We start from the raw sequence: 19,632 nt of genomic DNA, 5'->3' as shown, positions 1-19,632 counted from the left end.
CGGATGTACAGCTTGCGACACTAAACTGGGTAGATTGGTTCAACAAAAAGCGTGTACACAGTGCACTGGGTTATGTATCGCCTTTTGAGTTTGAAGCAATGTACTATGATAAGATTAACCCGTTAGGTCAGGTGGCCTAACTTAAATAAAAAGTCTCCGACAAACCCGGTACGGTTCAGGCTTTAGTTATCAGTAAAAGTGCAAAATAGAAAAAAGAATAAGTTTAGTGATTTATTGAATAATGAAGGAATTAAAAAATATAACCTAAGCTAATGTTTATTATATTTTTTTAAATTTTATTTAAGGTTTTAGATCAAATTAAATTAAAACAATAATCACAGTATTGAGCGATTCGAAGATATCTTTATCAGAAATAAAAATATCTTCACGTACTGGAATTAGTTTAATGCCTTTTTAAACACAAGTGAATTTCTTTGATAATTATAGAGTGCTTGGCGAGCGTTGGGTAAGTCATCCACAGTGGCAGGAAGAAATCCTTGCTCTAAAAACCAATGACCTGTTCGAGTGGTGAGAACGAATAATTGTTGTATACCTTGCTGTTTGGCTTTGCTTTCCAAAAATTGCAGAATTTGGCTTCCACGATTGGATTTTCGATAGCTAGAATCGACTGCAACACAGGCAATTTCGGCTGAACGAATTTCATCGTCCTGTGCAGGTATTGGATACAATGCAGCGCAAGCCAAGATCATGCCATCTCGTTCAATCACTGCAAATTGTTCAATCTCACTCTCAAGACGTTCCCGAGAGCGATAAACCAAAATACCTTCTTGTTCGAGTGGACGAAGTAGATTAATGAGACCACCAACATCATGGATATTGGCAATTCGAACTTCTTCATAATGTGCATCGGTAATCATGGTACCTATACCATCACGAGTGAATAACTCCTCAATCAATGCGCCATCATAAGCATAAGAAATTAAATGTACACGATGAACCCCTGATAAAGAGGCTTGTTGAGCTTGTTTTAAATGTAATGAAAATTCAGGATTATCTGCTTGGAACTGTTGAATATAAGGTTCAAGTTGACGAGGGCTTAGTTCACGAAGCAAGTGCTGTTTTTGATTCATTAAACCTTGTTTTTCACCCAAGAAAATAAGTTTATCGGCTTTAATCGCAGTTGCAGTTTTGGTTGCAACCTCCTCAGCCAGTAAATTAAACACCTCACCTGTGGTGGAGTAGCCTGTCGGTCCTAGCAATACAATATTGTGATTATCTAAATGACGCTGAATAGCATCTGTATCGATTGAACGTACATCACCTGTCAGTTGGAAATCGATACCATCACGAATACCATAAGGTTTTGCGGTGACAAAATTACCCGATACAACATCAATACGGGCGCCGTACATCGGTGAGTTCGCAAGGCCCATAGACAGGAGTGCTTCGATTTCTAAGCGAATCGAACCGACAGCATTCATAACGCCGCGTAAAGACTCGCGTGTCGTTACACGACGATTTTGATGAAAAGGTGTTTCAATTTTGCGTTCAAGCAAATTTTGATTAATTTGAGGACGTGCACCATGTACTAGGATCAGACGAATACCTAACGAGTGCAGCAAGGCAATATCATGGATGATATGTTGGAAATTATCATGTTGAACCGCTTCACCGCCAAACATCAGGACGAATGTTTTATCACGATGAGCATTGATATAAGGTGCTGAATGGCGAAACCAATGTACATAATCTTGCGCTGTACTATTTGAAGTTTCAGTGATTTGGTTCGCCATATCGATCTCAGATTTACTGCAATTTATTTGATTCTAACCAAAAAAAGCAAAAGATAAATCTCTTAGTACTGTTGTGGCGAATTTAAATTGCTCAACTGAGGTTTCAAAGGCTTAGAAACCGACAATACGAATAATACTATTATCATCGGAATTGACTAGAATGTAGTCATTATTGATTTTATACCATTGTTCATTTCGACCCGGTTTCGGAAGATTATTTTGTTTATAATCAACTTTATAACCATTACCTCGATAATGTTGAGGCATCACATAACCTGCTTGCCAGCGATGTTGTTTCAAACGTTCAACACCACGTTCTTCGCGTATACGACGTTCACGCATACGATTTTCATTATCCGAGTTATCTAAACCACGACCCTGCCAACCACCTCGCGAGTCTTCTCCGCGATCAAAGTGTGGACCTGCGATGCTGTTCATACTACTTAATACAGCGGTTGAACCTAAAACAAAGATAATGAAAATTTTTTTCATGATGCACCTTAGTGACTTCGGATGTCTCTCATGTGAAAACTGTAACTTAAAAATGCAGAGAAACTGTGAAGATCAATTCATGATTCGTTTAAAACTATGAAGATTCCTTCAGCAGCCTCTCTCACTCATCCGTTAGAATTTTTATCATTCTAACTTTGAGCATCTATGCTTTGACCATTCATTTCTAAACTGTCATCACCCATCAAATATAAATAGGCAGGCATGATGCTATCCGGTGTTGGTAAAACCTTCGGATCCTCTTCAGGATAGGCTTTTGCTCGCATGGCTGTTCGCGTCCCACCAGGATTGATGCAGTTGAATCGAATATTCGGATACGTATTTTCAGCTGCAAAAATTTTACTCATCGCTTCAATCGCGACTTTTGAAACGGAGTAAGCCCCCCACAATGCACGAGCTTCTCGACCTACACTTGAACTGGTAAATACAACTGAAGCGCGATCAGACTTTTCGAGTAAAGGTAATAATGCTTGAGTTAATGCAAAAGGCGCTCTTAGATTAACGGCCATAACATCATCCCAAACATCTACAGGATAATGTGCTAATTCGACGCGATCACCTAACATGCCTGCATTATGTAAAATACCGTCTAAACGACCAAACTGTTGCTCGAGTGTGTCGACCAATAGCTCATAGTCATGGCTTGATGCGGTAGACAGCTGTAAAGGTAAAATTGCAGGTTGAGGTGCACCTAAGCCCTCAATTTCATCATAAATAACTTCAAGCTTATTCAGTGTGCGACCATGTAATACGACGGTTGCGCCATGCAAGGCATAACTAATAGCAGCCGCACGCCCAATTCCATCACCCGCACCTGTAATCAGAATAATGCGGTCTTTTAATAGATCAGGACGAGGTTGATATTCTGAATATTTCATTGTTATGCCTCCTATAATTATCTTTAATGCTTAACCCATCATACGCTGATTTTCTGACAAAACAGTGATTTTCTGTTTGAGCAATTCATGTAATTCCGGAACTGTTTGTATAATCGCATCTGCATTCCACGCATCAAGGTCATCACGTGATTCAATTGGTAAATAACCATACGCTGCCAAAATCGTATACATACTCGCATTACGACCTGCATCGATATCACGAGGATGATCACCAACATAGATGATTTCTTCGGCAGCAATTTGAAGTTGTTTTGCAGCCAAATACATCGGTTCAGGATCTGGTTTAGTATTTCGAACATCTTCGGGGCAAACCAAGACGGAACAACGTGAGCTGAGATTTAACTCTTTAAGCAGGGACTCACTCAGACCACGTGGTTTGTTGGTTACGATACCCCATGGAATTTGTTTTGCTTCTAGCTCTTCGAGTAAAGGGTACATACCATTAAAAAGGTCTGTATCTACAACGATATTTTCACCATATACATCTAAAAAGCGTTGGCGATGAGCGAGAAACACTGGATCAGTCACGTCTAATTCAGGATACACCAATTTGACCATCGCCCGTGCGCCTTCAGAAACCTGAGTGCGAATAGTCGCTGCATCAACGAGAGGGCGCTGTTCATCACGACACATTTGTTGAATGATGCGAATAAAATCAGCAGCAGTGTCGATCAAAGTACCATCAAGATCAAATAAAACAGCTTTCATTAAGCACCTGTATTTGTGGTATGCACCATATAATTCACATCTACATTTGGCGCTAACCAATAGTGTTTAGTGATCGGGTTGTAATGTAAGCCCGTCATTTCTTTTAGACTCAAGCCTGCGTTACGAATATCGTGTGCCATTTCTGAAGGGCGGATGAATTTATGATAATCATGTGTGCCTTTTGGCAGTAAACGTAGGACATATTCAGCGCCAATAATCGCGAATAAATAGGATTTTGGATTGCGGTTAATGGTTGAAAAGAACACATGCCCGCCTGGTTTTACTAATGTTTGGCAGGCTTTGACGATAGATGCTGGATCGGGAACGTGTTCCATCATTTCCATACAGGTCACAACATCGTATTGACCTGCTTGTTCTTGTGCGAGTTGTTCAACTGGAATCTGACGATATTCAATATTTTGTACATTGTCCTGCTGTGCATGTAAGCGACCGACAGCAAGCGGTGCTTCACCCATATCAATACCTAAAACATCAGCACCACGACGCGCCATGCTTTCAGCCAAAATACCGCCACCACAGCCGACATCTAGCACTTTCTTGCCAGCTAAGCTACCGACACGTTCCTCAATCCAGTTTAAACGTAAGGGATTGATTTGATGAAGCGGGCGGAACTCAGAATGTTGATCCCACCATTTGGCAGCCAATGCTTCAAATTTTGCGATTTCTTGTGGGTCAACATTCAATTGCGACATGGGTGTACCTCAATATTAGGATGATTATTTGGATGTAATCTGTTGCTAGTGTAGCGATTCTAGGAAAAAAAGCGATAAAAGCCATTAAAATCTTCACAGAAGCAAAACGAATTGCTCGAGTTTGCTTTATATTTATCATATAAACTTATCAAAAATACTTAGAGGAAAAGCACAGCGTATGAAAAAGTTAGTATTTGGCGCATTAACAACAGTGGCAATGGCATTTGCTATGCCTGCAATGGCTGCGAATTTTGTCGCGGGGGAAGACTATACCGTGGTGGCCAACCCAGGTAAAACGGTTGCACCGAAAGGTAAAATTGAAGTACGTGAGTTTTTTTGGTACGGTTGCCCACACTGTTTTACACTTGAACCGCATATGCAAACGTGGTTAAAGCAAATTCCAAAAGATGTGTATTTTTTGCGTACGCCAGCGGCAATGAATCCTGTTTGGGAACAGGGTGCACGAGGTTATTTTGTGTCTGAAGCTCTCGGTGTGCGTAAGAAAACCCATATTCCGTTGTTCCATACGATTCACGATGGCGGTCAGCAAATTTTTGACCAAGCTTCGCAAGCAAAATTCTTTGCGCGTTATGGTGTGCCTGAACAGAAATTTAACAGTATGTTTAATTCGTTCCCAATTACTGCCAAAGTGGCTGAATCGAACAAATTGGCACAGCAGTATCAGTTAACAGGTGTGCCAGCTGTGGTGGTTGCAGGTAAATATGTGGTGCAAGGTGGAGATGCTAAAGTGACTCAAGTCGTTGACTTCCTACTTGAGAAAGAGCGTAAAGCTAAATAATTGGCATGCTTCGATCATAAAAAAGGACTGTCATCACAGTTCTTTTTTATTTAAGCGTTTTCATCGAGCTGAAATTCTTTTAGATCGATCTGTACCGTTTGAGTAGGTAAAGATAGCGCTTGGCTGACATAGAGATTAATCAGTTTTTGGCGAGAGCCAATTGAACGCTGGTAATAGCTTGAGTTCAATAATAATGCTGCGCCATAGGTAAGAGACCAGATATAAGATAAATAGTCTCGAATCGACATATCGTAGTTCTGTGATTTTAAATATTTTTCAGTCATGTCTTTGAGTGAAACAATACGTTGTTGGCGAACAGCGTATAGTTCATCAAACAAATGTTTGAGTTTTGACTCCGTCATGGTCAGATGTTCTTCTAACTGATGTAAAAGAATCGTACGACTCGGCGCCGTTAAATGATGCAGCATATAACGAGGGGCATATTCTTTGAAATCTGTATTGTACTGATCTGAAATCTTGAGAATTTCTTTTTCATTTTGAATGATTAGTTCAAGTAACAATTCATTTTTGCTACGGAAATGCTTATATAAGGTGCCTTTTGCGATATCCAGTTCGGCAACCAGTTCATCGAGGGTCATTTCTTGGTTGTTTTCTAATAATAGCTTTTCCGCAACCTGCAAAATTTTTTCTTTACGTATTAAGAACTGAGTATGACGATCAGGATTCATGATGCTTTTAAGCTCCTCATAGTGTTCTAAACGGCATCGCGCTATTGTCTAATGCATCATAACGCTTAGCAATGCTTTTATATATCAACCTTTCATATTGATATGATCAAGCGTTTTGAGGTTCCCAGTTTGAGATCCCACGAAATAGTAAGCGCACTTGAGTCGCTGCATTATCGATAAATAAATTTTGCTGTTCTAACAAATGATCAATCGTGAACTGTTTGGGTAAGTTGATCCATGTCATCGCCCATGTAAAGGACATATTAATCAAAATCGTTGATAAAACTTGGAGGTCTTTGGCTTCTTTAATATGTTTGAAGGTTTCGAGTTTGCACAGGTCAATGGCAAGATCTTCAATCAAAAATTCGATTTCACGTGCAATCGCAATTCGTACTGTTTCAGAACCACCCCAACGTTCAGCGATCATAAATTGCCACTGTTGAGGGCTATGATTTACTGCTTGGACAAACAACTCAATGCTGGTTCGTGTTTTGGCAGACCCGCTGTGTTGTAAATAACTTTGCCCCAGTTGATGAATCAGGCTTTTGAGATGCAAAGAAACTTGATCAACGAGTTCTTGCCCTAACGCTTCCATGTCTTGGAAATGACGATAAAACGCCGTTGGTACTAAACCAACTTCGCGAGCCACTTCACGCAAACTGATACTACTAAATGAGCGTCCAGAAGTACTGAGATGGAGTGCTGCATCAAGCAGAGCTTGTCGGCTCTGTTGTTTTCGTTCATCTCTAATCGACATGAAAAAGATCCATTGAATTCATACAGCAGAGTCTAGCAAAAAAAACATGATTTTTTTAGCCCTGAGCGAGGATTAAACAAAGCAACTTTGTCCTGAGAAGTGTCTAAAGCCTAGCAAGAAAATGAGCAACTAGGCTGCAAATAGAATTTATACCAATACTTTCTTTGTTCTCATAACCATTTAATGCCTGTTAAGAAGTGAAGTTGCCAAGCGAGAATAGAAACATGTTTTGTTAGGGCTAGATTTGTTGATTAATCCATTATTTTTTTCTCGTCATTTTAGCGATTTATAAAAAAGTATTAAAAATAACCAAAAACTAGTGAACAAGTGTTGACTCAGTGAACGCAAATTAATATAGTGTACATATGTTCACTATATGAACATTTGTTCACTCAATATAAATAGCCACATACAAAACGAGGAACGTATGAACGCTAAGTTAAATTATCAACCGCATTGGGTTCGTGAAGATTTTGTTGATTTTATCCTTGCAAAGGTTAACCCGATGTGGACTTTGCGCCGCATTATGGCAAAAATCGAAGCGATTGAGCCTATTGCAGATGAAATGATCAAGGTCACTTTAAGCAGTAACAATAAATTTACAACCTATCAGCCTGGTCAATTTGTGATGGTGACGGTTCGTATTGATGGTGTGCTGCATCAACGAGCGTATAGCTTGGTGAGTTCACCAAGTCACGACAAATTGGTATTGGGTATAAAAAAACAAGGTCGTGTATCTAACTATTTAGCTAACAGCGCACGTGCTGGTGATGTGATTGAAATTACTCAGGCGATGGGCGAATTTACGCTAAAAGACTTTGATACAGAAGAAGGTAAACAACCAATTCTTTTGGTATCTGCAGGTAGTGGTATTACGCCAATTATTCCGATTGCGAAACAGGCTTTAGCACGTTCAAATCAACCTGTAACGTTGATTTATTACTCACGTGATCCAGCGTTCCGTACTGAATTGGAAACACTGGCAGCAGAATATGCGCATTTTAAGCTACACATTATTGTCGATAGTGCTGAACAACCTGCTTATTTTGATGAAGAAACTTTGGATCGTTTGTGTGCTGATGCTGCTCAACGTCAAACCTATGTGTGTGCTGCTCCAGGGTTGATGAAAGCGACACGTCAAATCTGGGCGAAACGTGGTTGGTTAGACCGTTTAACGCAAGAAAGCTTCTTGCCAGTGACGATGGATGTGGATGCTCAAATCCAACCAGTCAATTTCCGCCGCAGTATGCAAGAGTTTGAAGGCCGTGGCAACCTATTGGCCAGTGCTGAAACTGCAGGTTTGAAACCATCTTTTGGTTGTCGTATGGGGATTTGTAATACCTGTGTTTGTACCAAGGTTAGTGGTGCAGTGAAAAATCTACTTACAGGTGAAATCGATAACCAAAACAATGTGCAAATTAAGTTGTGTGTGAGTGAAGCGGTGAGTCCCGTTGAGATTGACCTTTAATTCATATTGACCAGATAGAGAATAATATTATGAACATGATGACAGTAAATCCGACTAAAACGATTCCTCCAATCAAATTTGGCGGTAATACAAGCCGTGCATTAACACTAGAAGAAGTACAAGAGTTTGGCCGTAAGATTGAAGCCATCCGTACTGAAACCATGGCTAAAATTGGCAAAGAAGATTCTGATTATATTTATAAAGTACGTAACTTTGTACGCTACACCGAAATTGCGTCACGCGGCATGTTGATGTTTGGTGGTTGGATTCCACCTGTATGGTTATTAGGTACCGTTATGCTAGGCGTATCTAAAATCGTTGAAAATATGGAACTTGGTCATAATGTGATGCATGGTCAGTTCGACTGGTTAAATGATCCAACGCTTAATGGTGCAACCTACGACTGGGATACGGTGTGTACGGGTGAAGATTGGAAATATACCCATAACTATAAACACCATACTTATACCAATGTGTACGGCATGGATCATGACATTAGTGGTTATGGCGTGATGCGTATGAGTCGTGAGCAAAAGTGGGAACCTCGCTTTTTGTTTAACGTACCAACGGGTTTTGTATTATCTACGGGTTTTGAATGGCTATTGGCTTTACAACGTCTAGAGATGGAAAAAGTATTATTTGATGGCACCAAAACTTGGAAAGAAGTGTATGTAGAATCCAAAAATCTACGCAAAAAGATGGTACGTCAGTTTGGTAAAGATTATGTGCTGTTCCCATTGATTGCTGGCCCAATGTTCTTGCCAGTATTAGCGGGTAACTTTGTTGCCAATTTGATTCGTAACTACTGGGCATCGACTGTGATTTATTGTGGTCACTTCACAGAAGACTCTGAAATTATCACTGACAATATTGATAATGAAACCAAAGCAGAGTGGTACTTGCGTCAGATTCGTGGTTCAGCAAACTTTACTGGCGGTAAAATCATGCATTTCTTGAGTGGCAACTTGAGTCATCAAATCGAACATCACTTGTTCCCAGATGTACCTGCCAACCGCTATCAAGAGATGGCTCCTAAAGTACGTGCAGTCTGTGCAGAGTTTGGTCAACAGTACAATACAGCGCCGTTTGGATCTCAAATTGTGAGTGTGTATAAACGTCTGGCGATTCACTCTTTGCCTGACAATGTAGTAGACCGTTTGGCGGCGATCAAAGATAGCTTTGTTGATGCAGTGAAAAGCATATTTGGTAAAGCTGCTTAATTAAGATAGAGCATTGCTTGAGTCATTAAGCGATGCTCTTTACCAACAAGCAAAAGGGAAAGTACGTGTAATTGAGATATACTATGGTGCAATTATAGTTGTGCTATCGTTTTAAGGAATTATTATGCGTATTGACCAAAGAGCATTAGACCAGTTACGTGACGTAAAGATTACGCGTAATTATACCCGTTACGCTGAAGGTTCAGTTTTGGTTGAATTTGGCCATACCAAAGTGTTGTGTACAGCAAGCATTGATAATTCAGTACCTCGTTTCTTGAAAGGTCAGGGACAAGGTTGGGTAACTGCGGAATATGGCATGTTGCCACGCTCAACGCACACGCGTAGTGATCGTGAGGCAGCACGTGGTAAGCAAACGGGTCGTACTCAAGAGATTCAACGATTAATCGGTCGTAGTCTTCGTGCGATGGTGGACTTGAAGAAGTTGGGTGAAAACACGATTACGATAGACTGTGATGTGATCCAAGCGGATGGCGGTACACGTACTGCGGCAATCACAGGTGCAGCGGTTGCATTGGTAGACGCAATGAATGTATTGCTGAGCAACAAGAAAATTAAACATGACCCGTTAAAAGGTTTAGTGGCAGCGATCTCAGTCGGAATGTATCAAGACGAAGTCCTACTAGATTTATGCTATGAAGAAGATTCAAATTGCCAAACGGATTTAAACGTGGTGATGACACAAGCAGGTGAATTTATTGAAATTCAGGGGACGGCAGAAGACAAACCGTTCACACTCCAGCAGTGTAATGCCATGTTAGAGCTTGCAGAAAAAGGAATCTCAGAATTGATTCAAAAGCAACAGCAAGCACTCGGTTGGTAAGTTCCAGTTGATAGTGCGGGCGGTCTGGTTTTTTTAGACCGCCTTTTTTTTATTTAAGATTAGATCAGAAGGAAAAAATAAATAGCCAAAAAGATAACCATGCCCCATGTAATAAAGCCAACAATAAAAACCTCAGTGCTCTCAATATCAACATGACGTCTCAATCGATAAGCAGATACAACACAATATCCAGTGCCACGAATCAAGCCTTCGATAATCACTTCAAAAATGATATGCAAAAAAAAGCGGATGATTTGAAAAATCAAAGTAAAGAAGGCTTCGAAAATAGATTCCATTTTTTATGGTTTAAAATAGTTTATGGGTCAATGTATCTCTAAGCGACATAAAAATAAACATGATCAATGAATATCTATCTCTACATAGACGCATTATAAATTTTCAAACGGTAACATTACCCGCTCATTCAGCTCATCTTAGTTTGGTACGCTGGCATAAATTGAAAATAACAAGGAGGGGGAATAATGGTTCAAGTATTTCTCGTTTTTTTAACAGCAGTGACTTTTGTTTTGATGGCTGTTGATCCACGCTCTACTGATTCGACACAAGCGAAGTCAGCTTGGAATGAAAAAGTCGAAGTATCTAATGACACTTCGACTCAGAAGGAAACAAAAGATGTGGATGATGCTTAAGCATTAAAACGCATAGATAAATCTATAGCTCTCACATCCTTAGTCAGTACACCCATTGAAATATAATCTACGCCAGTTGTGGCAACTTCGCGTAAGTTCTCAATAGTAATATTGCCTGAAGCTTCTAACTTACAACGTCCAGCAACATGCTTCACTGCATCAATCATTTGTTGCTGGCTGAAATTATCTAACATCACGATATCAGCTCCAGCTTCGAGTGCTTGATTCAGTTCGTCCCAAGTCTCCACTTCTACTTCTACTGGTTTACCTGGTGCGATTTGATGTGCTTTGGTAATGGCTTGGGCAATACCACCTGCTGCCATAATGTGATTTTCTTTAATTAAGAAAGCGTCAAATAAACCTAGACGATGATTTTGACCACCACCGATTGCCACTGCATATTTTTGAGCAATGCGTAAGCCTGGTAAGGTTTTACGTGTATCCAAAAGTTTAGTGTTTAAACCATCCAATTGTTTTACGTAATTTGCCGTTTTGGTCGCCACAGCAGAAAGCGTTTGCACAAAATTCAAAGCAGGACGCTCAACAGTCAGTAAGCTACGGGCTGAACCTGCCAATTTTAGAAAAGCTTCATTGGCTTGAACAAGTTCACCTTCTTGCTTTAACCACGTGATTTGAACATCTTTATCATAAGCTTTGATTAAGGCATTAACCCAAGGTTGACCAGCTAATACCATGTCTTCACGAGTGATAATCGTTGCTGTAGCTTGCTCATCTTCTGGTGTGAGCATTGCGGTGATATCACCGTCCCCAATATCTTCCTGTAATGCTTGTTGAATGTTAATTTGAATCGATTGTTCAAGCAAAGATTGAGGAATGCTCATACTATTTCCAGTATAGGTTGACCAAAAAACTAGTGCATTATATTAGCACCCTCAACATAAAAAATAAGCATTTCATCTCGATTATTGCGCATAAAGCATGTCAAAATGGCAAAGATAAAGATTAAATTGCCGATTTGATAAACCATGCAACATTCTAGATTTGCGCAAATTCGAAATGGTGTATTAGAAGGTGCGACGCAACTCCCATCACCAAATTTTAATGCACGTCCAGTGGATGCTGACATTCAACTGATTGTTATTCATAACATCAGTTTGCCACCCTCTCAATTTGGTGGTGGTTATATCCAGCAATTCTTTCAAAATAAGTTAGATTGGAATACTCATCCTTATTTTCAGACTATTGAAGGCATGCAAGTATCCGCACATCTATTGATTTTGCGCACTGGTGAAGTGATTCAATTTGTAAATTTCAATGATCGTTCGTGGCATGCTGGACGTTCGAGTTATCTAGCACACAAAGAATGTAATGATTATTCGATCGGCATTGAGTTGGAAGGCAGCGATGATCTTCCTTTCGAGGACGCACAGTATCAAGCACTTGTTGATGTTGTGCTGATGCTAGCTAAAAGCTATCCAAAAATTCAGAATCATATTGCGGGGCATTCTGATATTGCACCAATGCGGAAAACAGATCCAGGCCCTTATTTTGATTGGCAAAAATTCCGAAAAGCGCTATCGCAAGCCAAATTAACTTAAAAAATATCCGCCAATTTATGATTTCACAACGAAATCTATTTTGAGTTTCATTACAATAACGCTTTTTAAAGATAAGCCGTGGGTGAATGCGATGGCATTGTGGCGATCGACTATTATTGTCAGTGCAATGACGATGTTATCTCGAGTTTTGGGATTAGTGCGTGATATCGTGCTATTAAATGTATTTGGTGCGGGTAAAGATTTCGATACTTTCGTTGTTGCCTTTCGTATCCCAAACTTTTTTCGACGCTTATTTGCGGAAGGGGCTTTTTCTCAAGCTTTCATTCCTGTTTTAACCGAATATAAAACTAGTAAAACACATGCAGAAGTGCAGATTCTGATTAGCCGAGTATTTGGTTGTTTGCTGACGGCTATGTCATTGCTAACTTTTGTGGCGATGGTTGCCGCACCAGCGATTATTTATTTGTATGCACCAGGATTTCATAACGATCCAGAGAAATTTGATTTAGCGGTGGATATGTTCCGCCTCACGATTCCTTATTTAATGTTCATGTCGTTGACGGCTTTTGCGAGTAGTATCTTAAATAGCTATGGCTCATTTGCATCGCCAGCATTTTCACCTGTGCTTTTGAACATTGCGATGATTGCAGGAGCATGGTGGTTAACACCTTTTATGGCAGAACCCATTATGGCATTGGGTTGGGCTGTCGTGGTTGCAGGTGTTTTACAGTTAGCGATACAAATCCCTGAGCTTTGGAAAAAGAACTTACTTATTCCACCTAAAGTTGATTTTAAGCATGAGGGTGTTGATCGTATCCTGAAACTAATGTTGCCTGCATTATTCGGTGTTTCAGTGACACAAATTAATTTACTGTTAAATACGATTTGGGCATCGTTCATGCAAGATGGTTCAGTATCGTGGTTATACAGTGCTGAACGAATGACTGAACTACCATTAGGTCTCATTGGGGTTGCGATCGGCACAGTTATTTTACCTTCACTATCTGCGCGTCACGCTGAGCAAGATCAAGCTAAATTTAAAAGCATGATTGATTGGGCTGCCAAGATCATTATGTTGGTCGGTATTCCTGCAAGTATTGCATTATTCATGTTATCGACACCGATTATTCAAGCTTTATTCCAACGTGGCGAATTTACTTTAGAAGATACACATATGACGGCACTTGCATTGCAATGCATGAGTGCAGGTGTAATTTCATTTATGTTGATTAAAGTGTTTGCACCAGGTTTTTATGCACAACAGGATACCAAAACACCAGTTCGTGTCGGTCTCATGGCAGTTGCTGCAAATGCGATTTTAAACGTTGTATTTATTGGGTTCTTTAAATTAATTGATTGGCATGCTGAGCATATGGCTTTAGCACTCGCTTCTTCGGGCTCTGCTTTAGTCAATGCTGGAATGCTGTATTTTTATTTACACAAACGAAATATCTATCGTTTTGGGACGCATTGGAAAAAGCTTGGTTTCCAATTTTTAGTTGCCAACATGACCATGATTGCTGCTCTTGCATATGCTTTAACATGGTACCAAGGTGATATCGCTCAGTGGTTGCGAATTGCAGAAGTTGTTGGCTTGTGTGTATTGGGTGTCGCTGCTTATGTTATCGGTTTACTAATCACGGGTTTTCGCCCAAGACATTTGAAACATTAAAAAATAAACCCTCCAACAAGGAGGGTTTATTACTATTTTACTTCGAGTAATTCAATATCAAAAATAAGTGTGCTGTTCGGTCCAATTGCATCTCCAGCACCCATGTCACCATATGCTAAGTTAGATGGCACAAAGAAACGACTTTTACCACCTTCTTTCATCGTATGGACACCTTCAGTCCAGCCAGAAATGACTTGATTCAGTTTAAATTCAACAGGATGGTTGCGAGCAATTGAGCTATCAAACACAGTTCCATCAATTAACCGACCTTCGTAATTTACTTTTACTGTTGATGTTAACTTTGGCGATTTACCAGCACCTTGTTGAAGAACTTGATACTGTAAACCTGATTTTGTTGTGATGATATCTGGCTTTTTAGCATTTTCTGCTAGAAAGTTTTTTCCTTCTTGAGCATTTTTTTCTGCCTGCTCTTGGAATTCAACTAATTGTTTGGCTTCAAGTCGCTTTTTATATTGGTTGAGAACAGCCGCCATTTGCTCATCACTGAGTGTTGCTGGTTTTCCCTTAATTGCATCTTCAAGCCCTAGCACAAAGGTTTCGATATTTAAGTCTTTGAGCGTTTCTGTATTTCCTTTCCCCATTAAATAACCGTAGCTATAACCCAATTGATCTTTTTGTGGACTTTTTAGGGTGATAGGAGCTGCTTGAACCGTTCCAATCATCAATGTTATGAGAGTAAGTGTAAGTTTTTTCATTCTTTCTTCCAAAATAAAGGAGAGCACAAGCTCTCCCTATATCATTATTTTACAGCGATTAATTCGACATCAAAAATCAAAGTACTATTTGGCGGGATAGAGCCTGGCACGCCTTGTTCACCGTAGCCCAAGTTAGCAGGGATATAAAGCGTTGCCTTACTGCCTTCTTTCATGAGTTGTAGACCTTCAGTCCAGCCAGGAATGACTTGATTTAATGGAAACTCGATTGGTTCACCACGATCGTATGAGCTGTCAAATACTTTACCGTCAGTTAATTGACCTTTGTAATGTACTTTAACGACAGAAGTTGCAACAGGTTGTTTGCCAGTTCCTTCTTTGGTGATTTTGTATTGCAAGCCAGATGCTGTTGTTTTAACACCTTCTTTGTTAGCATTTTCAGCTAAGAAACTTGAGTTAGTTGCCTCAACTTTTTTGGTTTCGTCTTGTTGCTTTTGTTGCATCTCTTTTTGGAATTCTACATATGCTGCTTGTAACTCTTCCTCAGAGTATGCTGCAGGCTTCTGAGAGTGTGCATCACGGAAACCTGTAATAAATGCATTCGTTTCAAGCTCTGGTGGAGTTTGCTTTGCAACTTCATAACCGAGAGCATAGCTGATCTTAGCAACAGGTGCTGCATTTTTATCAGCTTTCGCGCCAAACTCAGTGGTTGGATTTTGTGTCGCATAATAAACAGGTACTAGGGCCGCACCGCCTAACACAACTGCAGCAATGAGAGGTAAAGCTTTACTCATGAGATGTCCAAAAGTGAGATTCTAAATAAAAATATGTCAATGATCTTAGCATGTCTAAGCTTAAGCAATGAATAACTCAGCTGTAAAATGCGTAGGTTTTTTTATAAGATTTATGTTTAAAAAAAGCCAAATCAAATGATTTGGCTTTTATTAAAGCTTGAAAAGAGAACTTAATCTTCTTTTTGGGCTTTATAGGCATATGCATAGTTATAGCTATAACCAGCACCAGCTGTGCGTTGGATATCATTCAAGATGAAACCATTGACTTTCACACCAGCTTGTTCAAAACGATTTAAGCTGAGTTCAAGCTCTTTCATTTGTGATTTCGAGTAACGAGCAATCAACAAGTTAACGCCAGCATATTGAGAAATAATGATACCGTCTGTCACGGCCAATACAGGCGGTGTATCAATAATAATATGGTCATACTGCGTGCTTAATTCATCTAGCAAGGTTTTGAATTTTTGTGAACTCAACATTTCAGAAGGATTGGTTGGACTTTTACCACGTGTGATCACGTCTAAACCATTCACTTGTGTATTGTGAATAACTTTCCTCAATTCTACTTGATTGCTAAGAAACTCAGATAAACCTGGTTTGACCTCAACATCAAAGTATTTGTGCATATAACCACGACGCATATCAGCATCGATTAGAAGTACTTTTTTATCACCTTGAGCAAAAATCGTTGCTAAGTTTGTTGAAATAAAAGATTTACCAACTTCAGGGGCAGGACCAGCTACCATAATAATATTATTTTTTGCATTCGATAGCGCAAAATGAATAGCGGTACGAATGCTCCGTAAACTTTCAATCGCTATATCATCGCTATGCTTGACAGCCAAGATAGGAATTGATTTTTTCTTTTTCAAGATACTCATACGAGTTTCTTGTACAGGAGATCTTGGTACTGTTGCATAAACTGGTAGATCGAACTCGCGTTCAATTTGTGCTGAATCTTTGACTCCAGTACGTAGCATATTTCTTAGTAGAGCAAGCAGAGTTCCTAAGAAGCCACCAAGGAAAATAGCAAGAATGAGAATTTGTATTTTCTTCGGTTTGATAGGTTCTACTGGTTCAACGGCAGTATCAACAATACGAACATTACCAATTTCGCCAGCTTTCGCGATACGTAATTGCTGATATGAGTTTAATAATGCTGTGTAGAGTTGGGTCTTGACTTCAACTTCACGGAAAAGTTGTAAATATTGGCGCTGAATATCAGGTAACTGTTTTAATGTGCTGTTTAATTCAGTAATTTGTTTGTCAATGGCACCAATCTGAGCATTGATTTCACGCATTGCAGGATGTTCAGCAGTGTACTTTGCTGCAAGATCGGCTTGTTGTTGTTGTAACTCAATTTTCTTAGTTTCTAAGGTAATACTCTGCGTTAAGTAAAGCTCAGATTCTTTAGTCACATCAACCGTATTATATTGTTGACGAAACTTATTGAAGACTCGTTCAGCATCATCAAGTTGTTTTTTTAGGTCAGGGAGCTGCTCATCTAAGAATTTTAAAGTTTGAGCTGTTTCTGCTGAGCGACGTTCTACATTTTGTGCGCTATAAGCAGCCAAGATCGCATTCAAGACCTTAGTAATATGTTCCTTATCTTGACCTCTATAATTAAGTCCGAGAATTCCTGTCAGTTTTCCTTTTTCGGCTACAGAATAGCTTGCACTCAATTTATCGACAGCTGCAGGTAATGACTGCTTTTGAATCAAATAGTCAGTTTTAAGTTGGTCCTGAGTGCGAATATCAACTTTCCAAATACCATTTTGATTGTTAATAGTATTTAGTTGGTTAAGTGGAGCGGTTAAGACAGCCTCATTTGTTGCAGTATTAGTTAAAGTAAATTGACCATTTTTAAAATTTAAGATTAGCGTTTTATCTAGGAACTGTTGTGGAATCTCAAATTTCCTAACTTCAAATTGTTTGTTATTGTCTTTAAATAATACACTATTAGGAACATATTCAACTTCATAATTTGAGCCATTCATTAAGCGTTGGCTAAGTGTATCCTCGATACTAGAAATATTTAAATCGAGATGTAAAGCATGTATAACTGAACCTAAAACTAAACGAGATTTTAAAATTTCGATTTCTGATTGAGCTGGTGATTTTTGATCAATCATTTGAGACAAATCACCTAATAGAGCTGCCGAAGCACCTTTACTGTCTTCTACTTGTACGAGTGCGTCTACAGAATAAGTATCTGGTGTGACTCTGAGATAAAGTAAAGCAAGAACTAGGCTTAAAATGACACATAAAGCAATCAGTTTCCATTGAGCTATTAAAGCAAAGAAAAGCTCTTTTAGGTCAATTGTGTCTTCGGTATTCGTATTTTGACTCATAATCTTAAATCTAAAAAGTTAAATATATTTTTTCCAATCAGTAACGCACTGTTGGATAAGCTCGCATGTATCATCAAAAAATTTCTGATCATGTTGATATGGATCAGATACGTTTTTATTCTGCCAATGCCCTAATCTGAAAACCTTGCCTTTAGCGAATGGCCATGTCTGTTCAAGATGGCGTTGCTGATTATTACTCATTACTAAGATTAAGTCAGCTTTCTTGATCAATTCAGCATTTAGTTTTTTTGCAATATGGCCACTCATGTCGATACTGAATCTGTGCATACATAATTGTGCTTTATCGTCAGCTGAGTGACCTACAAGCCCAGAAATACCAGCTGATTCAATATGTAAATTAGGATGCTGTTGTTTTAATAAGTATTCAGCCATAGGACTTCTACAGATATTACCTACGCAAACGACTAAAATATTTTGAATCTTCATATAGATTATTGTCCAAGACGATCAAAATTGTATAGTGCACTAGAGAAAGGAATAACTTGGTTGATAACACGTTGCCAGCGAGTTAAGCCAGTTGCATCGACATAGACAATATCATTACTGCGCAATTTAAATTGATTTGCGAGACCAAAATCACCCAAGCTCATCAAATTCATATGATACAGTGCCGTGCTGCGATCATTTGGATTGGTTCTGAGTACGTAAATACGACTAGCACTGCCTGATAGTGGGTTGATTCCTAAGCTTTCACCTAAAGCATCACTTAAGGTCATGCCTTGATCACGCATTGGTAAGGCTTGGTTCTTACCAGACTCACCCATCACATAAATTTTTTGATTTTCTTTAGTACTTACATAAATTGTATCGTTAGGTTGTACCAGTAATTTATGTAGTGAGTAGCCCGCCTTTTCAAGTGCAATAGTGTTTAAGTCATATGTTCTTCCATTTCGAACAAGCTGAATGTAAGTATTATCTCCTAGTTCAGATACACCACCAGCCACACCCAAAGCTGTGTAAATACTTACAGGTTGGTCTGTTAGATAAAATTGACCACTTTTTTTAACACTGCCTTGAACAGAATAGCGCTGTCCTTGATAAGCAAGTACTCGCACAATTACATCAGGATTTTTTAGATAACGTGCAAATTGGTTACGTAAGTCTGTATTGAGTTGGGCTAATGTTTTACCCGCGGCTTTATAGCGGCCAACTAATGGAATTTGTACATATCCATTATAATCAATCGGGTAACCATTGGCTTGAATTGATTGATCGTTGGTTAAATTATTTACGGGTGGGGTAATTTCTGGATAGGCCCATAGTTGAATTGAAAGCACATCTCCAGAACTTAAACGATATGCTGGCTGTTGTTGTTTAAAAAGTGTTGAGTAGTTATTTCGATAGTCGATTTGAGCAGGTTGAATTGCTGGTAAGTTTTCTTGGGTTATTTTAACGACATTGACATTGGTTCCAAGGTCGGTCGTATAGTTACCTTGTGTCGGAATATCATAGGTTTGTAAGCCTGGAGTAACAGCACATCCTACAGTACTTATGCTAATTGCAAGAATAGAAAATAGTTGATAATGCTTCACACTTGACCCTTCAATATTTATATCAGTTGTCTTACAACAACCTGCCTTTAGATTTAGAAT

At 39.2% G+C, this 19,632-nt stretch carries 22 protein-coding genes; 8 read left to right on the top strand and 14 right to left on the bottom strand.

Annotated elements, in window-relative coordinates; all coding sequences use genetic code 11:
* Positions 1-140, top strand: a 140-nt coding sequence (locus A2003_RS07540) for an integrase core domain-containing protein (RefSeq protein ID WP_008942615.1), incomplete at its 5' end; no start/stop codon positions are given.
* Positions 141-398: 258 nt separating this feature from the next.
* Here A2003_RS07540 and argA read toward each other — a convergent pair.
* The 5 genes from argA to ubiG all read right to left on the bottom strand — a co-directional run bounded on the left by argA (position 399) and on the right by ubiG (position 4,584).
* Positions 399-1,754: an amino-acid N-acetyltransferase gene (gene argA / locus A2003_RS07535; RefSeq protein WP_039048105.1), complete on the bottom strand. Its 1,356-nt coding sequence runs from the start codon at positions 1,752-1,754 to the stop codon at positions 399-401.
* A gap of 111 nt (positions 1,755-1,865) precedes the next feature.
* Positions 1,866-2,246, bottom strand: a complete 381-nt coding sequence (locus tag A2003_RS07530) for an RcnB family protein (RefSeq protein WP_004966915.1) — start codon at positions 2,244-2,246, stop codon at positions 1,866-1,868.
* A 149-nt stretch (positions 2,247-2,395) separates the two neighbouring features.
* On the bottom strand, positions 2,396-3,142 hold the full coding sequence (locus A2003_RS07525; protein ID WP_004907319.1) for a YciK family oxidoreductase: 747 nt from the start codon (positions 3,140-3,142) through the stop codon (positions 2,396-2,398).
* Between the two features lie 30 nt (positions 3,143-3,172).
* Positions 3,173-3,871: an HAD family hydrolase gene (locus A2003_RS07520; RefSeq protein ID WP_286687106.1), complete on the bottom strand. Its 699-nt coding sequence runs from the start codon at positions 3,869-3,871 to the stop codon at positions 3,173-3,175.
* Positions 3,871-4,584 (bottom strand): bifunctional 2-polyprenyl-6-hydroxyphenol methylase/3-demethylubiquinol 3-O-methyltransferase UbiG, encoded by a 714-nt coding sequence (ubiG, locus tag A2003_RS07515; protein ID WP_286687105.1) that lies wholly within the window; start codon positions 4,582-4,584, stop codon positions 3,871-3,873. The genes A2003_RS07520 and ubiG overlap by 1 nt, the downstream gene beginning before the upstream one ends.
* 178 nt (positions 4,585-4,762) lie before the next feature.
* Between ubiG and A2003_RS07510 the strand changes: the two genes are divergently transcribed.
* The gene (locus A2003_RS07510) at positions 4,763-5,383 is read left to right on the top strand and encodes a thiol:disulfide interchange protein DsbA/DsbL (protein ID WP_286687104.1); all 621 of its coding nucleotides are present in this window, start codon (positions 4,763-4,765) and stop codon (positions 5,381-5,383) included.
* Positions 5,384-5,433: 50 nt separating this feature from the next.
* Here A2003_RS07510 and A2003_RS07505 read toward each other — a convergent pair whose 3' ends face one another.
* Entirely contained in the window at positions 5,434-6,072 is a 639-nt protein-coding gene (locus A2003_RS07505) for a TetR/AcrR family transcriptional regulator (protein WP_004907310.1), read from the bottom strand.
* A 106-nt stretch (positions 6,073-6,178) separates the two neighbouring features.
* Entirely contained in the window at positions 6,179-6,829 is a 651-nt protein-coding gene (locus tag A2003_RS07500; RefSeq protein WP_004956897.1) for a TetR family transcriptional regulator, read from the bottom strand.
* A gap of 427 nt (positions 6,830-7,256) precedes the next feature.
* Here A2003_RS07500 and A2003_RS07495 point away from each other — a divergent pair, with 427 nt between their 5' ends.
* From A2003_RS07495 to rph, 3 genes are all read left to right on the top strand, one after another.
* The gene (locus A2003_RS07495; protein ID WP_286687103.1) at positions 7,257-8,297 is read left to right on the top strand and encodes a ferredoxin reductase; all 1,041 of its coding nucleotides are present in this window, start codon (positions 7,257-7,259) and stop codon (positions 8,295-8,297) included.
* Positions 8,298-8,326: 29 nt separating this feature from the next.
* Positions 8,327-9,517, top strand: a complete 1,191-nt coding sequence (locus tag A2003_RS07490) for a fatty acid desaturase family protein (protein WP_286687102.1) — start codon at positions 8,327-8,329, stop codon at positions 9,515-9,517.
* Positions 9,518-9,641: 124 nt separating this feature from the next.
* Entirely contained in the window at positions 9,642-10,358 is a 717-nt protein-coding gene (rph, locus tag A2003_RS07485; protein ID WP_286687101.1) for a ribonuclease PH, read from the top strand.
* Positions 10,359-10,417: 59 nt separating this feature from the next.
* Here rph and A2003_RS07480 read toward each other — a convergent pair whose 3' ends face one another.
* Positions 10,418-10,654 (bottom strand): hypothetical protein, encoded by a 237-nt coding sequence (locus A2003_RS07480; protein ID WP_151730496.1) that lies wholly within the window; start codon positions 10,652-10,654, stop codon positions 10,418-10,420.
* Between the two features lie 186 nt (positions 10,655-10,840).
* Between A2003_RS07480 and A2003_RS07475 the strand changes: the two genes are divergently transcribed.
* On the top strand, positions 10,841-11,008 hold the full coding sequence (locus A2003_RS07475) for an ABZJ_00068 family colistin stress protein (RefSeq protein WP_167543093.1): 168 nt from the start codon (positions 10,841-10,843) through the stop codon (positions 11,006-11,008).
* Here the strand turns inward: A2003_RS07475 and nadC are convergent.
* On the bottom strand, positions 11,005-11,850 hold the full coding sequence (gene nadC, locus A2003_RS07470) for a carboxylating nicotinate-nucleotide diphosphorylase (protein WP_125297573.1): 846 nt from the start codon (positions 11,848-11,850) through the stop codon (positions 11,005-11,007). The genes A2003_RS07475 and nadC overlap by 4 nt on opposite strands.
* A 144-nt stretch (positions 11,851-11,994) precedes the next feature.
* Here nadC and ampD point away from each other — a divergent pair, with 144 nt between their 5' ends.
* A complete protein-coding gene (gene ampD / locus A2003_RS07465) occupies positions 11,995-12,567 on the top strand; it encodes a 1,6-anhydro-N-acetylmuramyl-L-alanine amidase AmpD (RefSeq protein WP_286687100.1) in 573 nt (190 codons plus the stop codon).
* An 82-nt stretch (positions 12,568-12,649) separates the two neighbouring features.
* Positions 12,650-14,200, top strand: a complete 1,551-nt coding sequence (gene murJ, locus A2003_RS07460; protein WP_286687109.1) for a murein biosynthesis integral membrane protein MurJ — start codon at positions 12,650-12,652, stop codon at positions 14,198-14,200.
* A 32-nt stretch (positions 14,201-14,232) separates the two neighbouring features.
* On the opposite strand, the gene bamJ (A2003_RS07455) is transcribed toward murJ, so the two are convergent.
* From bamJ (A2003_RS07455) to A2003_RS07435, 5 genes are all read right to left on the bottom strand, one after another.
* Positions 14,233-14,916, bottom strand: a complete 684-nt coding sequence (gene bamJ, locus A2003_RS07455) for a BamJ family beta-barrel-assembly machinery protein (RefSeq protein ID WP_286687099.1) — start codon at positions 14,914-14,916, stop codon at positions 14,233-14,235.
* 44 nt (positions 14,917-14,960) lie between these two features.
* Positions 14,961-15,668 carry a BamJ family beta-barrel-assembly machinery protein gene (bamJ, locus tag A2003_RS07450; RefSeq protein ID WP_286687098.1) on the bottom strand — a complete coding sequence of 236 codons (708 nt, stop codon included), beginning with the start codon at positions 15,666-15,668 and terminating at the stop codon, positions 14,961-14,963.
* 170 nt (positions 15,669-15,838) lie between these two features.
* Positions 15,839-18,019, bottom strand: coding sequence for a polysaccharide biosynthesis tyrosine autokinase (locus A2003_RS07445; RefSeq protein ID WP_286687097.1), 2,181 nt, complete (start codon positions 18,017-18,019; stop codon positions 15,839-15,841).
* 18 nt (positions 18,020-18,037) lie between these two features.
* The gene (locus A2003_RS07440) at positions 18,038-18,466 is read right to left on the bottom strand and encodes a low molecular weight protein-tyrosine-phosphatase (RefSeq protein ID WP_286687096.1); all 429 of its coding nucleotides are present in this window, start codon (positions 18,464-18,466) and stop codon (positions 18,038-18,040) included.
* 5 nt (positions 18,467-18,471) lie between these two features.
* Positions 18,472-19,572 (bottom strand): polysaccharide biosynthesis/export family protein, encoded by a 1,101-nt coding sequence (locus A2003_RS07435; RefSeq protein ID WP_286687095.1) that lies wholly within the window; start codon positions 19,570-19,572, stop codon positions 18,472-18,474.
* Between the last annotated feature and the right edge of the window lie 60 nt (positions 19,573-19,632).

Source organism: Acinetobacter sp. GWC1_38_13 (genome assembly GCF_001767535.1).
GTDB classification, from domain to species: Bacteria; Pseudomonadota; Gammaproteobacteria; order Pseudomonadales; family Moraxellaceae; genus Acinetobacter; species Acinetobacter junii.
This window is presented reverse-complemented; position numbering and strand designations above follow the sequence as displayed.

Bases quoted from the DNA above. Each gene is read 5' to 3' on its own strand.
- argA (WP_039048105.1), bottom strand. From the start codon at position 1,754: ATGGCGAACCAAATCACTGAAACTTCAAATAGTACAGCGCAAGATTAT.
- A2003_RS07530 (WP_004966915.1), bottom strand. From the start codon at position 2,246: ATGAAAAAAATTTTCATTATCTTTGTTTTAGGTTCAACCGCTGTATTA.
- A2003_RS07525 (WP_004907319.1), bottom strand. From the start codon at position 3,142: ATGAAATATTCAGAATATCAACCTCGTCCTGATCTATTAAAAGACCGC.
- A2003_RS07520 (WP_286687106.1), bottom strand. From the start codon at position 3,871: ATGAAAGCTGTTTTATTTGATCTTGATGGTACTTTGATCGACACTGCT.
- ubiG (WP_286687105.1), bottom strand. From the start codon at position 4,584: ATGTCGCAATTGAATGTTGACCCACAAGAAATCGCAAAATTTGAAGCA.
- A2003_RS07510 (WP_286687104.1), top strand. From the start codon at position 4,763: ATGAAAAAGTTAGTATTTGGCGCATTAACAACAGTGGCAATGGCATTT.
- A2003_RS07505 (WP_004907310.1), bottom strand. From the start codon at position 6,072: ATGAATCCTGATCGTCATACTCAGTTCTTAATACGTAAAGAAAAAATT.
- A2003_RS07500 (WP_004956897.1), bottom strand. From the start codon at position 6,829: ATGTCGATTAGAGATGAACGAAAACAACAGAGCCGACAAGCTCTGCTT.
- A2003_RS07495 (WP_286687103.1), top strand. From the start codon at position 7,257: ATGAACGCTAAGTTAAATTATCAACCGCATTGGGTTCGTGAAGATTTT.
- A2003_RS07490 (WP_286687102.1), top strand. From the start codon at position 8,327: ATGAACATGATGACAGTAAATCCGACTAAAACGATTCCTCCAATCAAA.
- rph (WP_286687101.1), top strand. From the start codon at position 9,642: ATGCGTATTGACCAAAGAGCATTAGACCAGTTACGTGACGTAAAGATT.
- A2003_RS07480 (WP_151730496.1), bottom strand. From the start codon at position 10,654: ATGGAATCTATTTTCGAAGCCTTCTTTACTTTGATTTTTCAAATCATC.
- A2003_RS07475 (WP_167543093.1), top strand. From the start codon at position 10,841: ATGGTTCAAGTATTTCTCGTTTTTTTAACAGCAGTGACTTTTGTTTTG.
- nadC (WP_125297573.1), bottom strand. From the start codon at position 11,850: ATGAGCATTCCTCAATCTTTGCTTGAACAATCGATTCAAATTAACATT.
- ampD (WP_286687100.1), top strand. From the start codon at position 11,995: ATGCAACATTCTAGATTTGCGCAAATTCGAAATGGTGTATTAGAAGGT.
- bamJ (WP_286687099.1), bottom strand. From the start codon at position 14,916: ATGAAAAAACTTACACTTACTCTCATAACATTGATGATTGGAACGGTT.
- bamJ (WP_286687098.1), bottom strand. From the start codon at position 15,668: ATGAGTAAAGCTTTACCTCTCATTGCTGCAGTTGTGTTAGGCGGTGCG.
- A2003_RS07445 (WP_286687097.1), bottom strand. From the start codon at position 18,019: ATGAGTCAAAATACGAATACCGAAGACACAATTGACCTAAAAGAGCTT.
- A2003_RS07440 (WP_286687096.1), bottom strand. From the start codon at position 18,466: ATGAAGATTCAAAATATTTTAGTCGTTTGCGTAGGTAATATCTGTAGA.